Source organism: Blautia sp. MSJ-36, assembly GCF_018917985.1.
Lineage (GTDB): Bacteria > Bacillota > Clostridia > Lachnospirales > Lachnospiraceae > Blautia_A.
Map to the genome: position 1 here is coordinate 1 of NZ_JAHLPQ010000018.1, position 15,588 is coordinate 15,588.

At 45.2% G+C, this 15,588-nt stretch carries 16 protein-coding genes; 13 read left to right on the top strand and 3 right to left on the bottom strand.

What is annotated here, in order from left to right; genetic code table 11:
- The first annotated feature begins 413 nt into the window (after positions 1-413).
- The 7 genes from KQI39_RS11975 to KQI39_RS12005 all read left to right on the top strand — a co-directional run bounded on the left by KQI39_RS11975 (position 414) and on the right by KQI39_RS12005 (position 5,202).
- Positions 414-638: a hypothetical protein gene (locus KQI39_RS11975; RefSeq protein WP_216418620.1), complete on the top strand. Its 225-nt coding sequence runs from the start codon at positions 414-416 to the stop codon at positions 636-638.
- A gap of 62 nt (positions 639-700) precedes the next feature.
- Positions 701-1,279: an ATP-binding protein gene (locus tag KQI39_RS11980; protein WP_216418623.1), complete on the top strand. Its 579-nt coding sequence runs from the start codon at positions 701-703 to the stop codon at positions 1,277-1,279.
- Positions 1,280-1,436: 157 nt separating this feature from the next.
- A complete protein-coding gene (locus KQI39_RS11985) occupies positions 1,437-1,658 on the top strand; it encodes a hypothetical protein (protein WP_148445595.1) in 222 nt (73 codons plus the stop codon).
- Positions 1,659-1,675: 17 nt separating this feature from the next.
- Positions 1,676-1,894 (top strand): hypothetical protein, encoded by a 219-nt coding sequence (locus KQI39_RS11990; protein ID WP_216418625.1) that lies wholly within the window; start codon positions 1,676-1,678, stop codon positions 1,892-1,894.
- 98 nt (positions 1,895-1,992) lie between these two features.
- Positions 1,993-2,700 (top strand): AzlC family ABC transporter permease, encoded by a 708-nt coding sequence (locus KQI39_RS11995; protein ID WP_216418627.1) that lies wholly within the window; start codon positions 1,993-1,995, stop codon positions 2,698-2,700.
- 9 nt (positions 2,701-2,709) lie between these two features.
- On the top strand, positions 2,710-3,036 hold the full coding sequence (locus tag KQI39_RS12000; RefSeq protein WP_305840099.1) for a branched-chain amino acid transporter permease: 327 nt from the start codon (positions 2,710-2,712) through the stop codon (positions 3,034-3,036).
- Between the two features lie 648 nt (positions 3,037-3,684).
- On the top strand, positions 3,685-5,202 hold the full coding sequence (locus KQI39_RS12005) for a CoA-acylating methylmalonate-semialdehyde dehydrogenase (RefSeq protein WP_216418631.1): 1,518 nt from the start codon (positions 3,685-3,687) through the stop codon (positions 5,200-5,202).
- Positions 5,203-5,425: 223 nt separating this feature from the next.
- Here KQI39_RS12005 and KQI39_RS12010 read toward each other — a convergent pair whose 3' ends face one another.
- Both KQI39_RS12010 and hcp read right to left on the bottom strand, forming a co-directional pair.
- Positions 5,426-6,190: a DeoR/GlpR family DNA-binding transcription regulator gene (locus tag KQI39_RS12010; RefSeq protein ID WP_144092680.1), complete on the bottom strand. Its 765-nt coding sequence runs from the start codon at positions 6,188-6,190 to the stop codon at positions 5,426-5,428.
- A gap of 94 nt (positions 6,191-6,284) precedes the next feature.
- Positions 6,285-7,925, bottom strand: a complete 1,641-nt coding sequence (gene hcp / locus KQI39_RS12015) for a hydroxylamine reductase (RefSeq protein ID WP_216418633.1) — start codon at positions 7,923-7,925, stop codon at positions 6,285-6,287.
- Positions 7,926-8,177: 252 nt separating this feature from the next.
- Here hcp and KQI39_RS12020 point away from each other — a divergent pair, with 252 nt between their 5' ends.
- From KQI39_RS12020 to KQI39_RS12040, 5 genes are all read left to right on the top strand, one after another.
- The gene (locus KQI39_RS12020; protein ID WP_148445585.1) at positions 8,178-8,594 is read left to right on the top strand and encodes a Fur family transcriptional regulator; all 417 of its coding nucleotides are present in this window, start codon (positions 8,178-8,180) and stop codon (positions 8,592-8,594) included.
- Positions 8,591-9,541, top strand: a complete 951-nt coding sequence (locus tag KQI39_RS12025; protein ID WP_216418635.1) for a metal ABC transporter substrate-binding protein — start codon at positions 8,591-8,593, stop codon at positions 9,539-9,541. The genes KQI39_RS12020 and KQI39_RS12025 overlap by 4 nt, the downstream gene beginning before the upstream one ends.
- Positions 9,542-9,628: 87 nt before the next feature.
- Positions 9,629-10,291: a metal ABC transporter ATP-binding protein gene (locus tag KQI39_RS12030; RefSeq protein WP_173762483.1), complete on the top strand. Its 663-nt coding sequence runs from the start codon at positions 9,629-9,631 to the stop codon at positions 10,289-10,291.
- Positions 10,288-11,085, top strand: coding sequence for a metal ABC transporter permease (locus KQI39_RS12035; protein WP_148445579.1), 798 nt, complete (start codon positions 10,288-10,290; stop codon positions 11,083-11,085). The genes KQI39_RS12030 and KQI39_RS12035 overlap by 4 nt, the downstream gene beginning before the upstream one ends.
- A gap of 96 nt (positions 11,086-11,181) precedes the next feature.
- Positions 11,182-12,642, top strand: coding sequence for a S1C family serine protease (locus KQI39_RS12040; RefSeq protein WP_216418637.1), 1,461 nt, complete (start codon positions 11,182-11,184; stop codon positions 12,640-12,642).
- Between the two features lie 510 nt (positions 12,643-13,152).
- Here KQI39_RS12040 and KQI39_RS12045 read toward each other — a convergent pair.
- On the bottom strand, positions 13,153-13,911 hold the full coding sequence (locus KQI39_RS12045) for a LuxR C-terminal-related transcriptional regulator (RefSeq protein ID WP_216418638.1): 759 nt from the start codon (positions 13,909-13,911) through the stop codon (positions 13,153-13,155).
- A gap of 311 nt (positions 13,912-14,222) precedes the next feature.
- Between KQI39_RS12045 and KQI39_RS12050 the strand changes: the two genes are divergently transcribed.
- Positions 14,223-15,578, top strand: coding sequence for a Na+/H+ antiporter NhaC family protein (locus KQI39_RS12050; RefSeq protein ID WP_216418640.1), 1,356 nt, complete (start codon positions 14,223-14,225; stop codon positions 15,576-15,578).
- Positions 15,579-15,588 lie beyond the last annotated feature (10 nt).

The following is a 15,588-nucleotide window of genomic DNA, read 5'->3' on the forward strand; positions in this document are numbered from 1 at the left end:
GCCAGCCTGTGAAAAGCAGTGCAAGAGGCGGGCCCTCTCAGTGCGCCTTCCGGGCGCAAGCAGGGATGAGCCCCTTATAGGGGCAGTGCAAACCACCGGCTAAGCCGGTGGTTATGATTATTATTTTGAGACAGTTTCATCGGCCTATGGAAAGATATTCATAGGTTGGATGAAAATCATGGTCACCGCACTGCCGATAATATTGAAGGAAGATTTGTTCCATGATATTGGGTATCCGGGTTTCAATTGGCTCGAATAGTGTGATCAGATACTGCATGGAGCTGTAGCGGGTACAGATGTCTACCCGGTGGAAAGCCCGTAGTCCGTAAAATGGACAGCCAGATTTCTGCCAGGTGAAGATTCCGGAATAGATAACAGGACCGGAAGTGAAAAAATATCACAGGAAGATCCGGATGGCGTCAGAATATCTGTTATCATTGATTAATGATGTTCTGGATATGAGAAAGATTGACCATAATGATATGAAGCTGTTTGAAGAATCGGTGAACCTTCGGGCTATCATAGAGAACTGCCGTGATATTCTGGAAGCAAAAGCTGCTGAGCAGGAAATTGAGCTGGATATTACAGGTTTGGAATCGTTCTGGCCAGCGAGGTACATTTGCGGCAGGTTTTTATGAATATTGTCAGCAATGCTATCAAATATAACTGATATGGCGGAAAGATTTTTATTCTGGCGAAGGTGCTGGAACAGACGGAAGAAACAGTGACATGCAGATTTTCAGTTACGGATACCGGAATTGGAATGAGCGAAGAGTTTCAGAAACAGATGTTTGATCCGTTTACGCAGGAACATGGAGAAAATCGCAGTGAGTTTAAGGGAACCGGACTGGGACTTTCCATTGTGAAACGAATTGTGGAACAGATGGGTGGAAAAATTCGCGTGGAGAGCGAGAAAGATATAGGTACGAAATTCTCCTGGGAGCTGACGTTTGACATTGACAAAGATTTCAATGAAACAAAAACAGTTCCGGTTAAAGAGGTAAATCTGAAGGGAATCCGTGTGCTGGCGGCTGAGGATAACAGTCTTAATTCAGAAATTCTGGAGTTTATTCTGGCGGATATGGGAATAAAGGCAGATTTTGTGGAAAACGGTGAGCTTGCAGTAGAAGCCTTTGAGAAATCCCGGCCAGGAGAGTATTCACTGATTCTTATGGATATCATCAAATCTACCGCAGCGGGTATGGATGCACATATTACAAAGCCGGTCAATGAAAGTAAATTAAAAGAATGCATGGTGCGGCTGCTTGCAAGCAGGTAAGATATAAAAAACATAATGTTTCACGTGAAACATATAAAAGAAGTTCGGAGAAATCCGGGCTTCTTTTTTGCTCAGAGAGGTCAGGTGGCGGAGTGGATTATGAATGTGGTATAATAAAATAAATCATCAGCAAAACAGAACAGAAGGGAGAAAAATTATGAGCAAAATTGTAAATATCACATCAAGAGAAGATAAGGATCAGAAACTGCAGGATATTGCCAATTCACTGGAAGAGCTGAAAGACGTTATGGCAGAAGTCATTGATGCATATGAGGAAGATCATGCAGACAGCCGGAAAATGGATACGCTGACAGAAGCGCTGGACGCACTGGAAGATGCTTACGAGGCAGTGAATGATGTGCTGTTGGATGAATTATAAAGAGGGCGGCCTGAATTATGCAGTATAAAGTAATCAGAATCGAAGAGGATATGGATTTTGGATGCGAAGAACGGCAGCCTGGAGAAAGGCTTATGTCGGTGGTGATACTGGAAAGTGAAGATGGACGGGAAATCAGTCTGAAACATGATGATGAACGTTTGTATGAAAGAGATATCAACGAAGGGGATATCGTTACGCTGGATGAAAACCGTGAGATATGGAAAGTCCAGCCATGAAAACGTTTGCAAAAAAAATGCTGTCGGATATTCTTGACAGTTCCGGTAGGAAAAAGTAAAGTATAACGTGGAAATGAATGAAAGGAAACATCTGAGGCATGAAGAAAAAAGCATTTAAAGCAGCTTTTCCGTATACTTTACCTATTTGTGTGGGCTTTCTTTTTCTGGGAATGTCTTATGGGTTTATGATGCGGAGCAAGGGCTTTTCCTTTGTATATCCGTTGTGCATGAGCTTTTTTATCTATGCGGGGTCCATGGAATTTGTTACGGCAAATCTGCTTTTGTCAGCGTTTAATCCGGTGTATGCATTCTTTCTGACACTGATGGTAAATGCAAGACATCTGTTTTATGGAATTTCCATGCTGGAGAAATATAAGAATACAGGATGGAAGAAGTTTTATCTTATTTTTGGAATGTGTGATGAGTCATTTACGGTCAACTGTACCGTAGATCCTCCGGAAGATGTGGACAGAGGATGGTTTATGTTCTTTGTCAATGCACTGAATCAGTTTTACTGGGTGGCTGGTGCGACTTCCGGTGCACTTCTGGGGTATGTGATCCATTTCAATACAAAAGGCATTGATTTTGTTATGACTGCGCTGTTTGTAGTTATGTTTATCAATCAGTGGGAAGAGGCAGAAGATCACAAACCGGCACTGGTAGGTGTTATATGCTCTGTAATCTGCCTGATGCTCTTTGGAAGTGATAATTTTATCCTTCCGGCAATGGCATCCATTATTTTATGCTTCCTGGGAATGAAGAAGTATGAGGAGAAAAGAAAAAAAGAGTGTATACAGGAGGGATAAAGAATGACTATGACAATAACGCAGCAGATTATAACCGTTGCTGTAGTAGTTCTGGGAACTATGACAACGCGATTTCTGCCGTTTATCATATTTCCGGAAGGAAAAGAACCACCGGCTGTGATTACCTATCTGGGAAAAGTACTGCCCTATGCAGTGATTGGATTGTTGGTAGTGTTCTGCCTGAAAGATGTGCCGGGAAGTACTCACATTGGATTGCCGGAACTGATTGCCATACTGTTTATTGTGGTGTTACATAAATGGAAGAAGAGCACGCTGCTCAGTATAGGCGGTGGCACGGTGCTTTATATGGTGCTGGTGCAGACAATGTTTGGATAATCAGGAATCCGTAGAAAATTATAACGATGATAAGACATGAGATAATGTATGAAAAATATGTTATTTCATGTCTTTTTTTGTTTTGATGGCAAATTCGAGATAATATCTGCTGGTTTCAGGTGGCTGAAATACCGGTGTTTGGATAAAGAATGACGATGTACGTGATACGCGTACAAATGTATTTTCAACTTACTGAAATATACCGGGATTTTTGCTTCTTTTTATTACTTTTTAACCAAATGCGGATTGCGAATATCCGCTTGACCTAAATTAAAGAAGTCCCTTTTGGGTGTGTAAAAAGCAATAATGGTGTATTTTTCGGATTCCGTTTCGGGCACCGTTCCTGGTGCATGTTACGGAAATAACAAAAATGAGTATCTTTTGCACCAATATTGAATAAGAAAACAGGAATATGGAACATGGATTTACATCATAAACACGCTAATTACAAGAGTTTACATATCATATCTAAAATATCATAAAATGTGAATAAATTAACACATATTTCTAAAAATATACTCAAAATATAACCATACTATATTGACAAAGACAAAAAGAAATGATAATATGTGACCAGAACGAAATGAGAACGACAGAAATTTATGCAATGAAAAAATAAAAGATAAACACGAAAGGGGTATCTTGAAAATGGCTGAGATTAAGAAAATGGGTTACTGTGTAAACGGTGAGTGGAAAGAGTCAAAAGCAGAGAAATACATGGATGTTACAGATTCCAGTACAGGTGAGGTAATCGCACAGGTTCCTTGTTGTACACCAGATGAGGTAGAAGAGGCAATTGCTTCCGCACAGGCTGCATTCCCGGAATGGTCCTCACTTTCTCTTGCAAAGAGACAGCAGTATATGTTCAGATGGAGAGACGTTCTTTATGCACATAAAGAAGAACTTTCCGTACTTTGTGCAAAAGAGCTTGGAAAGAACATCAAAGAGGCAAGAGGAGATGTTCAGAAAGCGATCGAGCCTACAGAAGAGGCATGTGCACTGCCGACAATGATCCAGGGCGATGCTGCAATGCAGGTAACTACAGGATATGACACAGCTACATATCGTAAACCACTTGGAGTAACTGCTGGTATTGTTCCGATGAACTTCCCTGCAATGATTCCATGGGGCTGGATGGTTCCGCTTTCTATTGCATGTGGAAATACAGTAGTACTGAAAGCAAGCTCCCAGACACCACTGACAGCTATGAGAATCATGGAGCTCTTCTATACAGAAGGCGGATTCCCGAAAGGTGTTGTAAACCTTGTAACATGCAGCCGTGTAGAGGCTGATATCCTTCTTACAGATGAGAGAGTAAAGGCCGTTACATTCGTAGGAACAACAGGCGTTGGTAAACAGGTATATTCCAAAGCAGCAGCTCATGGCAAACGTGTTCAGGCACAGTGTGAGGCGAAGAACCATGCACTTGTACTTGAGGATTGCAACCTTGAGGCTACTGTTAATGCAATCATCAACTCCACATATGGATGCGCTGGTATGAGATGTATGGCTCTTCCGGTTGTATGCGTACAGGAGAGTATTGCAGACGAATTTGTTGTACTTCTTAAGAAAAAAGCAGAAGCTATGAAACTTGGATGTGCTTATGATGAAGCTACAGATCTCGGCCCTGTTGTAAATGCAGGCCACAAGGAGAAGATCTGCAACTGGATCCAGAAAGGTATCGATGAGGGTGCAGAGCTTGTACTTGACGGACGTAATGTAGTAGTTCCTGGATATGAGAACGGATTTTTCGTAGGACCGACAATTCTTGACCATGTAACACCTGAGATGACAGTTGGAAACCGTGAGATCTTCGGACCGGTAACCTGCATCAAACGAGTAAAAGATTATGAGGAAGGCATCGCAATTATGAATGCCAACCCATTTGCAAATGGTTCCTGTATCTTTACACAGAGTGGATACTACAGCCGTAAATTCGCTATGGAGACAGACGGCGGTATGGTTGGAATCAACGTTGGTATTCCGGTTCCGACAGCATACTTCCCATTCTCCGGAAACAAAGATTCCTTCTTTGGTGATCTGCATGTTCTTGGAAAAGACGGATATCGTTTCTTCACAAGAGCAAAAACAGTTACAACACACTGGTTTGATGAAGCTGCCGGAAAGAGAAAAGTCGGCACATGGGAAGGAAGTACTGAGGCATAAAAACGCTTCGTAAATAAATCTATGACACTGTAAGGCAGACCACGTAAGTTCTGCCTCTTAGATAAAATCCTCTATTGAAAAGAACATATTCAAAAACGGTGCATCTGCTGAACTCCCGGCAGGTGCACTGTTTTTATGTAAAGAAAAACGTGTATCTGTAAATTCCTTTCTGGGGAATTTACAGATACACGTTTTCTGATGTCAGAATAAGTGGTTATTTTGTTCAGTCAGTGGTCATAACACGAATACCATGCTCCTGGCAGAAAGTGTCGTATTCTTCAGGCAGTGGCTGGTCTGTGACGATAGCATCCAGCTTTTCTATCGGAGAATAGGTCATAAGCGAGATCCGGCCGAATTTGGAATGATCTGCAAGAAGGATCATGCTGTTGGCGTTTTCCGCAATGGCTTTCTTTGTGATGTATTCTTCGGCACTGGCATTGGTGAGTCCGCTCTTCATTGTTACACCTGTGCAGGCCATAAAAGCCATGGAAATGTTGTAAGTCTGCAGATAATCATTGATATCCGGCCCTGTGAAAGACAGGGTCTTGCGGTTCAGTTTTCCGGGAACGGAAATAATGTCCAGGTTCGGATAGGATGCTGCCTTGTTGAAGATAAGCAGGCTGTTGGTAAGGATTGTGCAGTGCTTATCTGCAATAAAATCAACCAGGTTCAGGCAGGTTGTGCCGGTATCGATATAGATGGTGTCGTCTTCTGCCACAAGTTCTGCGGCACGGCGGCAGATTTCTTTCTTTTCTTCCGGAAAACGTCCGCCACGCTCTTCATAAGACAGAAGGGGGAGTGTCTGTGGAGTCTCAAGTGCTGCGACACCGCCATATACTTTCATGATACTGCCACGTTTCAGAAGGATGTCGACATCTCTTCTGATGGTGTTTTTGGATACGTTGAATTTCTCACATAATGTATCGAGAGAAGCGTTCTTATGCTCCAGCACATATTCTTCGATCATGTCCAGTCGCTGTGATTTCATAGAGGTCTACCTTCTTTCTGTTGGTTAAGTCTTGGTTATATTTTATCATAAAAGAAGGCAGAGATAAAGTGCTTTTATACGAACATACCAAAAATTATTTCCCGAAAAACAGTTCCATATCTTCCTCCACACGGTTAATTCCTGCGATACCAAAATTATTAATCAGAATTTTGGTTACATTTGGAGAGAGGAATGCCGGAAGCGTTGGTCCAAGGTGGATATTTTTTACCCCAAGGGAAAGCAGCGCCAGGAGAACAATCACGGCTTTCTGCTCATACCAGGCGATATTGTAGATGATCGGAAGTTCATTGATATCAGCAAGGCCAAAAACTTCCTGAAGTTTCATGGCGATCACTGCAAGGGAGTAGGAATCGTTACACTGGCCTGCATCCAGAACACGTGGAATTCCGTTGATGTCTCCAAGGTTCAGTTTATTGTAACGATATTTTGCACAGCCTGCGGTGAGGATCACGGTGTCTTTTGGGAGGGCCTGGGCAAAATCGGTGTAGTAGCTTCGAGATTTTGCACGTCCGTCACAGCCGGCCATGACCACGAATTTACGGATGGCGCCGGATTTCACAGCTTCTACGATCTGGTCGGCAAGGGCGATCACCTGATTATGGGCAAAACCGCCGACGATCTCGCCATGTTCGATTTCTGTTGGAGCTGCACAGCGTTTTGCGTGGCTGATGATCTGGGAGAAATCTTTTTTGCCGTCAGGCCCCGGAGTGATGTGGGTGCAGCCTGGATAACCGGTGGCACCTGTGGTGTAGATCCGGTCTTTGTAGCTGTCCTTTGGAGGAACGATGCAGTTGGTGGTCATGAGGATGGGACCGTTAAAGCTTTCGAATTCTTCTTTCTGTTTCCACCAAGCATTTCCGTAGTTGCCTGCAAAGTTCGGATATTTTTTGAACGCCGGATAGTAGTGGGCCGGAAGCATCTCGGAGTGAGTGTAAACGTCAACGCCGGTTCCTTTTGTCTGCTCAAGAAGCATTTCCAGATCGTGAAGATCGTGGCCGGAAACCAGGATTCCGGGATTTTTGCCTGTGCCGATATTTACCTTTGTAATCTCCGGATTGCCGAAAGTTTCAGTGTTTGCCTGGTCGAGAAGAGCCATTCCACGGACACCGAATTTTCCGGTTTCCAGAGTGAGAGCTGTTAATTCTTCAGCGGTGAGACTGTCGTCCAGGGTTTTTGCCAGAGTGCTCTGGATAAAAGCGTCCAGTTCCGGATCTTCGCGGAGAAGGGCGTTTGCATGGCTGGTGTAGGCACAGAGCCCTTTCAGGCCGTAGGTGATCAGCTCGCGGAGGCTTCGGATATCCTCGTTTTTTGTGGCAAGAATGCTGGTGACATAGCTCATGGATTCATATTCAGCAGGGCTTTCCGGGTGCCAGAGTGCGGCGGCAGGAAGTCCTTTTCTGTCAGAAAGCTGAGTGAGAAGCTGCTCTTTGGCTGAGAGAGTTTCGCTGATTTTTGCAACAATGGAATCCTTGTCGAAATTTGCGTTTGTGATGGTGGTGAAAAGATTCTGAATCACCATGTGGTTAATATCAGAAGGAATTTCCCGGCCTTCACTTCGAAGTGCGGTGGTGATGGCGGAAAGTCCTTTTGTTACGTAAACGAGAAGATCCTGCATGGCGGCTACGTCAGGTTTTTTGCCGCAGACACCGGAGATGGTGCAGCCGGAACATCCGGCGGTTTCCTGACACTGATAACAAAACATTTTTGGTTCCATAATGTATACCTCCTGTGGTAAGTGGGTGGGTCTTTGAAAAGGAAGACCTGCTTTTTTTATTGTGAGTAATTCTGTGTTTTTTATCCCTGTCTTCAGGTGATGGAGAAAGGATAGCATGTGCCGGTGGAAAAATCGGTAACATATGATACAAAAAAATATCTTGACGGAAATCTTTTTTAAATGTAATATGAAAACGGTTTTCAAATTCAAATCTGTCATGGAAGGCAGTTGTTGAAAGAGAGTGAGAATTATATGGAAGAAAAAATGAAATACAGTACCAGGCAGCAGAAGATGATTCTGGAGTGCCTGCAGGAATATGGAGATACATTTTATACCATTGATCAGTTTATGGAGATTCTTCGTGGAAAAGAGATCCAGATCGGAAGGACAACGGTGTACAGAGGTCTGGAGCGTCTGCAGAAAGAGGGAGCGGTGCTGAAAGTTCCGTCTGTGGAAGGAGCACCTGCCCAGTATCGATTTATCCGGGATGAGGAACGGAAGAATTATGGTAAGCTTGTGTGCCTGGAATGTGGACATACCATTCCTCTGCAGTGCGGATGTATCGATCATTTTGTGGGACATGTGCTGGATGAACACGGGTTTGAGATCGACCAGAGCCGGACGATCTTTTATGGATATTGTGACAGCTGCAGGAGGCTTAAAAAATGAATTTTGACAGAGGGAAGATGGCTGCGGCAGCAGTTCTGGCGGCAACGCTCCTTGTGGTGGGTGGTGTGACCGGATATGGACTTTCCAGGGCAAAAACGGTTGGGCAGCCATTTGCGGATGATGGCCGGCTGAAGGTGATGGCCAGTTTTTATCCCATGTATGATTTTGCCCGGAAGGTGGGCGGCGATAAGATCCAGGTGAAGGATATGGTTCCGGCGGGAACGGAGCCCCATGACTGGGAACTTGCGGCAACGGATATCCGGAATCTTGAGGATGCGGATGTTTTTGTCTACAATGGCGCAGATCTGGAACACTGGGCGGAGGATGTACTGGATACCCTGGAGAATCAGGATCTGGTGGTGACGGAAGCATCAGATGGTGTGGAGCTTCTGGATGGAGGCCATGATCATGCTCATGGTGACGACGGAAAAGATCCTCATGTCTGGCTGGACCCTATGCGGGCGAAGCAGGAGATGGAGAATATTAAAGATGCTTTTGTAAAAGCGGATCCCAAGAACCGGGATTATTACGAAGCAAATTATGAGAAATATGCCGGTGAATTTGATGAGCTGGACCAGGAATTCCGGGATGGCCTGAAAGGTACGAAGAGCCGGGATATCATCGTGGCCCATGAAGCTTTCGGGTATCTGTGTAATGCCTATGACCTGACACAGTTGGCCATTGAAGGCCTGACACCGGATTCCGAGCCTGATCCTGCCAAGATGCAGGAAGTGATCGAATATGCGAAAAAATACGACATCCATACCATATTTTTTGAGGAACTGGCAAGCCCCAAGGTGGCGAAGACGGTGGCGAAGGAAGTGGATGCCGTGACGGCTGTGCTGAATCCCATTGAGGGATTGAGTGAGGAAGATATAGAAGCCGGTGAGGATTATTTTTCTGTGATGAGGAAGAATCTGGAGGCTTTGCAGAAGGCATTGAACTGAAGGAGAGAGGCAGCAGCTGGGAATACAGGATGTTCTGAAGTGGCTGTTCTGAAATGTAGAACTGCTGTTGTAATAAAAGGAGAAATTATGGGAATTTTGATAGAGAATCTTTCGTTCCACTATACGGGGACGCCTGTGCTGGAGCAGGTAAACCTGGAAGTAAAGGATGGGGATTATGCCATTCTTACCGGTGAAAACGGAAGTGGAAAAAGTACGTTTCTGAAGCTTCTTCTGGGTGAGCTGAAAGCCCAGGAGGGAAGTATTACCGTAAATGGAAAAGATATTTCTGCCACATTTGGAAAAGGAGATCTTGGATATGTTCCGCAGAACAGTATCAGCAGAAACCAGAATTTTCCGGCTACGGTGGAAGAGATCATGATGACAGGCGTGTATTCTTCTTCATGGAAGGCACGTTTTCAGGTGAAAAAAGAGATTCCACGTCTGAAAGCCGCACTTGCGGAGATGGAAATGGAAGAGTTTTGGAAAAGAAGGATCGGAGATCTTTCCGGCGGGCAGCAGCAGAGAGTCATGCTGGCACGCGCACTGGTGGGAAATCCGAAGATCCTGATCCTGGATGAGCCTACCACAGGTATGGATACAGTTTCTGTGAAAGCACTTGCAAAAGTTCTGCAAAAGCGGAATGAGGAACAGGGGCTGACTATTCTTATGGTCACTCACGGAAATTCCAATGAGTTTAAAGGAGCCAACCGGTTTTTCAAGGCGGAAGAGGGGAGGATTGACGAGGTATGAGTATTTTACAGTATGGATTTATGCAGAGGGCTTTTCTCGTTGGAATCCTTCTGGCAGTGATCACACCCTGTATCGGGATCACCATTGTTCTGAAACGGATGTCCATGATCGGAGATGCACTTTCCCATTCCTCTCTGGCCGGCGTTGTGCTGGGACTGATCCTGGGAGTGAACCCGGTGGCTGGTGCGGTAGTGATGTGTATTGTGGCAGCACTTGGAATTGAAGCAATCCGCAAAAAAATCCCGCGTTATTCCGAGGTGGCGATTTCCATTGTCATGTCCGCTGGAATCGGACTTGCCGGTGTGCTGTCTGGTTTTGTGGAAAACGGTGCAAGTCTGAACAGCTTTTTATTTGGAAGTATTGTGTCCATCAGTGAAGGAGAGCTGGCGCTGGTAGTTGTGATCAGCGTGCTGGTTCTGGCAGCGGTGCTGTTTTTTTACAGGGAGCTGTTTTATATCGGATTTGATGAAAATGCGGCAAGGATCTCCGGCGTTTCCGTGCGGAATATTAATTTTCTTTTTACGATTCTCACGGCGCTGACCGTTTCCATTGCGTCCCGTACTGTGGGAACCCTGATCGTTTCTTCCATGCTGGTAGTTCCGGTGGCATGCGGAATGCAGATGGCAAAAAGTTATAAGGGGACTCTGGTGTGTGCCATTGTTGTGGCGGTATGTACGACCATTGCCGGACTTTTTCTTTCCTATTATGCGGGACTGAAACCCGGTGGAATGATTGTTCTTCTTGAGGTTGCATGGTTTGTAATCGTGATGGCTGTGAAAAGTTTTAACAAATAAAACACATTTTTCCCACAAAGTAAACACAATTAAACCCTATACTTTGAAGCATCAAAAGGAAACAGAGAAGAAATTTTTCCAGGGAGGGACTTAATCATGAATAACAACAGAAAATTAAAAATAAAAAAAATGATGAAGAAAGGTGCAACCATCAGCCTGTGTGCAGTACTTGCAGGTGGCATTGGAGTTGGCGCATATGAAGGAGTGAACTATTTCACAGGAGCACAGTCTGTACAGGCTGCAACCGACAGCTCTGAGAAGCTGACTCTTATGAAATCTGAGAAAAAATCAGATAAGAGTACCGAAGATACAACAGATACAAAATCTTCTGATACAAAGGGCAGTCTGGATGTATCCGATGTTGCTGAGGAGGCAATGCCTTCTGTAGTTGCCATCACAACCAAGTCTGTTCAGGAGGTTCAGAATTATTACAGTATGTTTGGCTCTCAGTATGCACCGAGCCAGGAGCAGGAAGTTCAGGGAAGCGGTTCCGGTATTATTATCGGAAAAACAGATTCTGAGCTGCTGATCGCTACAAACTATCACGTTGTAGATGGTGCGGATACTTTGTCCGTTGCTTTTGCAGATGGAAGTGCTTATGAAGCTACAGTAAAGGGCTTTGATGAAAACGAGGATCTTGCAGTTGTTTCTGTTGCAACGAAGGATGTTTCAGATGATACAATGGATGCGATTTCTGTTGCAAAGATCGGAAGCTCTGATGATCTGAAGATCGGTGAGCAGGTTGTTGCCATTGGTAATGCACTTGGCTATGGCCAGTCCGTTACTACCGGTATTGTCAGTGCTAAGAACCGTAAGACAGATGCATCAGGACAGATCGAGGGTGATTCTACAGATAACAGCAGCAGTATCAACAAGGGCGTGAACCTGATCCAGACAGATGCGGCTATCAATCCCGGTAACAGTGGTGGTGCACTTCTGAATATGGATGGTGAGGTTGTTGGTATCAACTCTTCCAAGCTTGCTTCTACTGAGGTTGAAGGTATGGGTTATGCCATTGCAATTTCAGATGTTGCGGATTCTCTTGAGAACATGATGAATGCCAAGGCAAGAGATAAAGTGGATAACCATGGTATCCTTGGTATCACAGGTAGTACAGTAAGTACTGAGGCTGTTCAGATTTATGGCATTCCGCAGGGTGTGTTTGTTTCTGAAGTGACCGAGGGTGGCCCTGCCGATGATGCGGGTATTACCAAGAATATGGTTATTACGGAGTTTGATGGTAAAACTATTACCAGTATTGATCAGCTGGTTGAGCTGCTTCAGTATTATGAGCCGAAGGAGAAGATCGATGTGACGGTTGCGGTTCTGGATGGTAATGAGTATAAGGAGAAGACACTTACTGTGAAACTTGGTAAGGATGATAGTTCCAGCAAGGATAGCTCTGAGGAGAGCGCGGCTCAGGATAGCCAGGATTCCCAGGATGAGAGTATCGAGGGTGGACAGGATGGTTCTGATCAGGGAGATGCAAATGCGTTTGCAGATGATGGTGAGGCCAGTTTGTTCAGGGATTTTGAGCAGAATGGATTGAAAGACTGATATTGGAACCAGTTGTGATAGATGTAGATAAGCACGTGAGATAGATGTATGTATAAAAAAAGAAGGCTTCGTGGCTGACCCGGGATTGGGTGGCTGCGGAGTCTTTTTTTTGCGTGGAGAAGGGACGCCCGTGAGGCGTGTGCTGCCTGTCGACGGGGCTTCGTCGGGGGCTGGCTTCTAAGACGCTGGAAATCTGCTAAAAGCGTTTTCCAAAAGTCCGAACTCGCTTCGCTCAAACAGCGAACTTTTGAAAAACAACGCAGATTCCCACCGTCTAAGAAGCGCTCCCCTCCTGCAGAGTCCGTCGACAGGCAGCACACGCCTCACGGGCTGGTTTTTCCGGGCGGGAGGGGAGAGTGGCGAAACGGAAGTGTGGTTTAGGAGGAATGGTTGAGTGGTTTTCCGGGAGTTGGATGAGCTATCAGCGCTGCGCTGGATAGCTTGGAGGAAAGGCTGAGTTTCCTTGTGGGGTGGCGTCGGCGCTGCGCTGGACGGCTTGGTGGATGGCTTTTATTGCATGCGTAATCTTAGGAGTTCCCAGCGGGAGGTTACGTTGGTTTTTCGGAAGATGTTCTGCAGGTGTTTCTGGAGGGTGTTTTCGCGGATGCCGAGAGATCCTGCGATTTCGTCGTTGTTGCGGTATTTGTAGATCTGTTCGGCGATCTGGAGTTCACGGTTTGTGAGGTGGCAGGTGTTTTTCAGGTAGGCGAGGGTCTGTTTGAGGTCGTTGGTCTGAGGCTGACTGTGGGTGATCTGGTAGAGGACAGCGTTTAAGTGCATGCCGATAGCCTGGAGATAAAACATGTCTTCATTGGTGAAAGGGCCGTCTTTTTCGGTGCGGAAGAGGGTAAGGATCCCCAGGAGTTCCTGCTGGTAGACGCTGGCGTATTGCATGGAGTCGAAGATGTTGTATTTGCGGTAGCAGTGAACATAGAGAGGAGAATTCAGACGCTGCTGATCCTCCAGCAGATCGCTCTCGCGGACAAGACGAGGCTCACGGGAATGGAGAAGCCAGAGAAGATGATCTTCATCGGCTACCTTCATGTATTCATTTTCGGCTTCGATGAAAGCTTCTGGGATACAAATGGGACTGGTGAGACGGATAGTATCAGGGTCTTCGGTGTTTTCATGGAGAAGAATACTGGCGTAGCTGTAAGGGATCACCATTTTCAGGCGATGTAGAAATTTAGCCTTGATCTCGTTGAGGCTGGTGCAGGAATAGAGATCGTAGATTATGTCGTTGATCATCAGGAAGGTATTTTTTTCCATGAGGGTTCTCCTTTTCTTCAGACAAGATTTTGTTAAAATCAGTATACTATCACATATACTTAAAATCAAGTATATATACTTGAAAAACATTAATTCAACTCCCGAAATTAAGCATTGTATCAGAGACTGAAAAATAATAGTATATCAGTATCAAAATAATAAAAGCACGAAACGTACGATGGTGTATTGATTGCGGCAGCGCAATGAATACGCCATTTTTTGTTTCATGAAAAAGTCTGTTGATGCAAAGGGGCATATCCGTTTGACGGGTATGTCCCTTTTTGTCCGGCAGAAAGAAAGGGGAGAAAAAAATGAATACTGGACTGATTGCAATTTTTATCCTTCTGGTAATTATCGTAGGTGCGATCGCAACCAGGAGATGCGTGGAATTTCTGATCGGAGGCTCTCTTCTGGCGGCCATATTTATGTATGGGAAGGATTTCCTGCCGCAATGGTGTACGCTGATCCAGGATGTGCTTGCCGAGAATGTGTGGATCGTTCTGGTGTGTGGCCTGTTTGGAAGCCTGATCGCTCTTCTTCAGGAGTCGAAGGGCACATTTGGTTTCCAGAAGCTGGTTTCAAAATTTTGTAATACCGAGAGAAAAACCCTTCTTACAACTTTTATCATGGGTATTCTGATCTTTGTAGATGATTACCTGAATGTGCTTTCCATTGGTGTCTGCATGAAAGGTGTCTGCGATAAACGTAAGATCCCGAGAGAGGCACTGGCGTACATGCTTGATGCAACAGGTGCTCCTGTATGTGTACTGCTTCCGTTTTCCACATGGGCTGTTTTTTACGCAAGTCTTTTTATCGATCAGGCAAGTGTAAAGGCACTGGGCTTTAAAACAGGTATTCAGGCTTATATCCGTGCGATCCCGTATTGCTTTTACCCGATCCTTACCATTGCCATCGTTTTCCTCTTTGCGCTGGGTGTGATGCCGAAGCTAGGTGCCATGAAAAAGGCTTATAAGCGTGTGGAGGAGACCGGTAAGGTTTACAGCGATGCCAGCAGAAAATATAACCACGATGACAGAAAGGGCTATGAGGAGGATGGTAATATATGGAATTTTGTGATTCCTATGGGTGTACTGGTTGCCATCGCCATTGCCACCAGTAATCTTCTTCTGGCGGTTGTGGTTTCCCTGATCGTCTGCTTTGTGCTTTATGTACCGCAGAAGGTAGTTGCACTGGATGATTTCTTTAACCTGATCGTCCGTGGCTTTGCAGATATGCTGCCCATCCTGATCCTTCTTGTAGTTGCTTTTGTTCTTCAGAAAGTGACAGAAGGAATGGGAATGACAGACTTTATTATTTCTGTTGCTAAACCGCTTCTCTGGGGCCCGGTTTTCCCGGCGATCGCTTTTGTTCTGGTTGCGGCACTTACCTTTACTACCGGTTCTCTCTGGGGCATGAGTGCAGTCGTTGCACCGATCGTATTTCCGCTTGGTGCAGCCATCAGCGCAAACCCGATCCTCATTATGGCAGCGATCATTTCCGGTGGTGCATTCGGAAGCCACGCCTGTTTCTATACAGACGCGACACTTCTTTCTTCCCAGAGTGCAGGCATTGACAATATGGAACATGCGCTGTCACAGCTTCCATATGTAATCATTGCGAGTGTACTTTCCGTTGCGGGATTTCTGATCTGTGGTTTTGTGATGTAGGAGGGATGGC